The sequence below is a fragment of the Methylobacterium nigriterrae genome, from assembly GCF_037106235.1.
GTDB classification, from domain to species: Bacteria; Pseudomonadota; Alphaproteobacteria; order Rhizobiales; family Beijerinckiaceae; genus Methylobacterium; species Methylobacterium nigriterrae.
Genome location: NZ_JBAWTG010000249.1, coordinates 1 through 4,077, shown reverse-complemented (window position 1 = coordinate 4,077; position 4,077 = coordinate 1). Strand labels below are relative to the sequence as shown.

General features: G+C 67.8%; 5 protein-coding genes. 2 read left to right on the top strand and 3 right to left on the bottom strand.

Annotation, left to right across the window (positions count from 1 at the left end; genetic code table 11):
- Nucleotides 1-246: 246 nt before the first annotated feature.
- Nucleotides 247-696 (bottom strand): MarR family winged helix-turn-helix transcriptional regulator, encoded by a 450-nt coding sequence (locus tag WDW90_RS35425; RefSeq protein WP_336492423.1) that lies wholly within the window; start codon nt 694-696, stop codon nt 247-249.
- A 248-nt stretch (nt 697-944) separates the two neighbouring features.
- Here WDW90_RS35425 and WDW90_RS35420 point away from each other — a divergent pair, with 248 nt between their 5' ends.
- Nucleotides 945-1,253: a hypothetical protein gene (locus WDW90_RS35420; RefSeq protein ID WP_336492422.1), complete on the top strand. Its 309-nt coding sequence runs from the start codon at nt 945-947 to the stop codon at nt 1,251-1,253.
- A 574-nt stretch (nt 1,254-1,827) separates the two neighbouring features.
- On the opposite strand, the gene WDW90_RS35415 is transcribed toward WDW90_RS35420, so the two are convergent.
- A complete protein-coding gene (locus WDW90_RS35415) occupies nt 1,828-2,763 on the bottom strand; it encodes a bifunctional enoyl-CoA hydratase/phosphate acetyltransferase (protein ID WP_336492421.1) in 936 nt (311 codons plus the stop codon).
- A 25-nt stretch (nt 2,764-2,788) separates the two neighbouring features.
- Nucleotides 2,789-3,550: an IclR family transcriptional regulator gene (locus WDW90_RS35410; protein WP_336492420.1), complete on the bottom strand. Its 762-nt coding sequence runs from the start codon at nt 3,548-3,550 to the stop codon at nt 2,789-2,791.
- Between the two features lie 272 nt (nt 3,551-3,822).
- Here WDW90_RS35410 and WDW90_RS35405 point away from each other — a divergent pair.
- Nucleotides 3,823-4,077, top strand: a 255-nt coding sequence (locus WDW90_RS35405) for a thiamine pyrophosphate-binding protein (protein WP_336492299.1), incomplete at its 3' end; no start/stop codon positions are given.

The window sequence follows — 4,077 nt, the reverse complement described above, 5'->3', positions numbered from 1 at the left end:
TCGCTGCCGCGACGGATCTGACCCGATCGGCCGCATTCGACAAAAACCCGCCGGAATGTCCGGCGGGCGAAGTCTGTCCAGGAAAATGCGCCGAGCGATGTCGGCACGAGTTTGGCAGGTTGCTGTCAGGGCGGCAGCCTCAAGGCCGCCTCACCAGCGCACTCGACCCCAGAGGGTACTTGGGCCGGCAACGAAACGCTCCCGGCTGATCCGGTCGAAGAAGCGCGCAACGGTCCGCTGTACAGTTCAGGAAGACAGCGCGGTCATCGCGGCGCCGAGCGCGGCACGCTCGACATCGCCGAGTTGCTCGACAAGGGCGGCTTGCGCCTTCTCCCACAAGGGCAGCGCCTCCGTCAGGAGTGCGCGGCCCTCTTCCGTGAGGACGACGCGCCGGACACGCCGATCGTCCGCATCCACTTGGACCGCAAGCAGACCCCGGCGCTCCAACGGCTTCAGATTGGCCGTTACGGTCGTGCGATCCATCGCCAGCGCGTCGGCAAGCGCGCTGATGGTCGGGGGATCCTCGCGGTTCAGCATCATCAGAAGCGTGAACTGCCAGTTCGACAGCCCGGCTGACCGCAAGGCAGCATCGTAGCGGCGCCCGACAATTCGCGCTGCGCGCTGAACGTTGAGGCAGATGCAGGTCTGATCGAAGCGGGCGGCAAGGGCCGGGGTCAGTTCGACGGGAGTGGCCATGGAGCTCAGCCGATAGGTTGATATCAAGTATGTAGGCGAGACACGCCTGCTTGGGTAGCCTTCAGACACGGCAGGTACGGATGCTCGGTTCAGCTTCCGCCCCCGAAACATTGATATCAACCCAAGTGCGCTTGCGCACCGCGATGCGGCAAGGAAGGTTTATATCAACGTTATCACGAGCGGTGTGGCCTTCCAGCAGGGTCTCGACCCGGATCAGCGGGACCGCTCGCCGATGATGGAGAAGCCCGATGTCCCTTCATTCCGCTACCGCCGCACTCCTGCTCAGCCTGAGCCTCGGCGCCCTCGCAGCGCCCGCCCACGCGCAGGAGACAGGCACGTTCGATGCCTGGGGTCACAACTTCCGGGTTCCGGGTACCGAGCAAGCCCTCGGGCGCACTGCCGAGCGCCACCGGGATGTCCTGAGCTCGGGCTCACTCCGCCTGCCGCGCAGCTACGCCTCGACCGGAGCCGGCAGTTCCTCCGCCTCCGCCGTGCTTCCGCACGTGGCCCGCACGATCAACGTCTGGGGCGCTCACATCGACGCCTCGGTCCGATGAACTGTATCGAGCCCGGACGTGGCGAGCTGCGCCGATCTCGCGCCCTTCTCGGCGCCGGAAGCAGGTGAAGCAAGCCAAGCGCCCGTCAGAGCGCGTTCCGAGACAGCACTTGGCGTCAATGCACACCGCCCGGCAGCGAAACGGTCCGGCGCGAACTGCCCTGCTTCCATGCCGCCCGGCAGGGAAGCAGGGCACAGTCCCGCGACGCCCAGTCCACAACGCTCCGCACCGGAGCGCCAGCTGCCCGTCAGGCTCAAGCCCGCGGCGCGACCCAGGCCTCCAAACTTGGCTGCCGTGACATTCGCCCTCGTCGGAGGCTGAAGGCCGATCGGAGGCGGTCGATCGCGGGAAATGGAAGGCCCCCGGCACCGGAGCGCTTCTTCATACCTCAGGCTGCCACAGCGGGCTCGCGCGGCGATGCACGAACGGCTTCGAGGCACGCCTCCACGCCCTCGCGCAGCGAGGACACGTCGATATCGGCCTCGAGTTCCCGGCCGAGCGCCGCATCCGTCAGGACTGAGATCTTCTTCTGAACGGTGGCTTGGTACAGCGGCAGGTTGCCGGCGAGGCTTGTCTAGTGCGCCAGATGGCGCGCCGTAAGAGCCGCGAGCGCGCAGGAGGCGATGCGGGCCTGCTTCGAATCGGCCCGGCTCGTCAGGATGACGGGGAGGCGTGCGCCGAGCACGAGCCCGGCGCAGGCGGCTCCGCCGAGATAGACGAGCGACTTGTACAGGCTGTTGCCCGCGTCGAGGCTCGGCACGACCAGGATGTCTGGCTCGCCCGCGACCAGCGAGACGATCCCCTTCGTGCTGGCCGAGGCCAGCGATACCGCGTTGTCGAAGCCGAGCGGCCCGTCGAGGGTCGCGCCGGCGATTTGCCCGCGGTCGGCCATCTTGCAGAGGGCCGCCGCGTCGATCGTCGAGGGCAGCGCCGGATTCACCGTCTCGACCGGTGCCAGGATGGCCACCTTGGGGTTGCTCAGGCCGAGCCCGTGGGCGAGATCGACGGCGTTCCGGACGATGTCCGCCTTCTCCGGCAGACCCGGCGCGATGTTGACCACGGCATCCGTCAGCATCAGGGGCTTGTGGTAGGCGGGGCAATCGAACCAGAAGACGTGGCTCGTCCGGCGGCCGGTGCGCAGGGGACTCTCCCGGCCGACGATCGAGCCCAGCATCTCGTCGGTGTGCAGCGAACCCTTCATGAGCGCGCCGATCTCGCCGGAACCGGCCAGCGCGACGGCCCGGCGCGCCGCCGCGGGCGCGTTGGCCGCCTCGACGATCTCGACGCCCGACAGGCTGATGTCGGCATCGGCCGCCGCCGCGTGGATGCGCTCGGACGGGCCGACCAGGACCGGCTCGATGAAGCCCTGGTCCCGCGCCTCGAGCGCCGCTTCAAGGGCACTCCGCTCGCAGGGATAGACGACGCCGACGCGCAGGGGCCCGCAGCGCCGGGCGGATTCGGCCAGCGCACCAAGCCTCGGGTAGGAGACCGTCGTCTGCTGCATCAACATCGGGGGGGGCCTCTCGGGGTTCAGGTCATGTCAGCGTCACGGCCAGCGCCTCGGCCGCGGCCCTGAGGTTGGGAAGACGCTCGGCCGCGTTCTCGCGCGAGAGCCGTACGACGGGCGCTTGGAGCGCGAGCGCCGCGAGGCAATCGCGTCCCGAACGATCGAAGATCGGCACCGCGATGCAGAACAGACCGGACAGGAATTCCTCGTCATCGAGCGCGTAGCCCTGGTGCCGGATCCGGGCGAGTTCCCCGGCAAGCGCCCCGGGATCGGTCAGCGTGTTCGGGGTGTAGCGGTCGAGGCTGAGCGTGCCGAGCAGGCGCTCGCGCTTGGCAGGGCTCATCATGGCAAGGAACATCTTGCCGCTCGCCGAGCAGTGTGCGGGAACGCGCGACCCCTTCTGGAACGCGACGCGCAGAGGCAGCGCCGCCTCGACGCGGTCGAGATACATGACCTCGCTGCCCTCCAGCACCGTGAGGTTGCAGGATTCCCCGAGATCGCGGGCGACGCGCTGAAGGATCTGGTGGCGCTGCGTCGAGCCCGGGTTGTTGGACAGGATCGCGAAGGCGAGCGCCGTCGCCCGCGCGGACAGCTCGTAGCGCCGGCCGTCGGGCAGGCGCCGCACGAGGTCGGCCCCCTCCAGCATGCTCACCCACCGATGCAGCGTCGGCTTCGGCAGGCTCGTGGACTCCGTCAGCTCCGCAAGCGTCGGCGCGTGATCCATCGCAGCAATGGTCTCCAGGAGCCCGAACGCCTTGAGCGCCGGCGACGATTCGGGCGTGTCGTCCATGAGTTTCTTCACTGATATTCCATTTTCTAGAACGAAGGAAGCAAAAAAACGAGATATCGCTTGCACGCCGTCCGGGTCGAGGGCAAACTTGCGGCACGCTTCCACGTCCCGGCGCCGCCGGCGGGGAAGACGGTGTTGCGAACTATAGACGCGCGCCACCAGTCGTCACCCGCCGCCCGCGCCATGACGGCGGAACCGGCACCGACGACGCGCATCGGCCGATCACGCGACTGCGCTGGCGGCGAGAAACATCGCAGGAGAGGAGCGTTGCCATGAGGATGACGACCGAGGAAGCCTTCATCAAAGTCCTTCAGATGCACGGCATTGAGCATGCCTTCGGCATCATCGGTTCCGCGATGATGCCGGTGTCGGATCTGTTTCCGAAGGCCGGCATCACGTTCTGGGACTGCGCGCACGAGACCAATGCGGGCCTGATCTGCGACGGCTACACCCGGGCGACCGGCCAGATGGCGATGGCGATCGCCCAGAACGGTCCGGGCGTCACCGGCTTCGTGACGGCGATGAAG

What these genes read in the sequence shown, in the direction of transcription:
- WDW90_RS35425 (WP_336492423.1), bottom strand. Translation starts at nt 696, where the DNA reads ATGGCCACTCCCGTCGAACTGACCCCGGCCCTTGCCGCCCGCTTCGAT.
- WDW90_RS35420 (WP_336492422.1), top strand. Translation starts at nt 945, where the DNA reads ATGTCCCTTCATTCCGCTACCGCCGCACTCCTGCTCAGCCTGAGCCTC.
- WDW90_RS35415 (WP_336492421.1), bottom strand. Translation starts at nt 2,763, where the DNA reads ATGTTGATGCAGCAGACGACGGTCTCCTACCCGAGGCTTGGTGCGCTG.
- WDW90_RS35410 (WP_336492420.1), bottom strand. Translation starts at nt 3,550, where the DNA reads ATGGACGACACGCCCGAATCGTCGCCGGCGCTCAAGGCGTTCGGGCTC.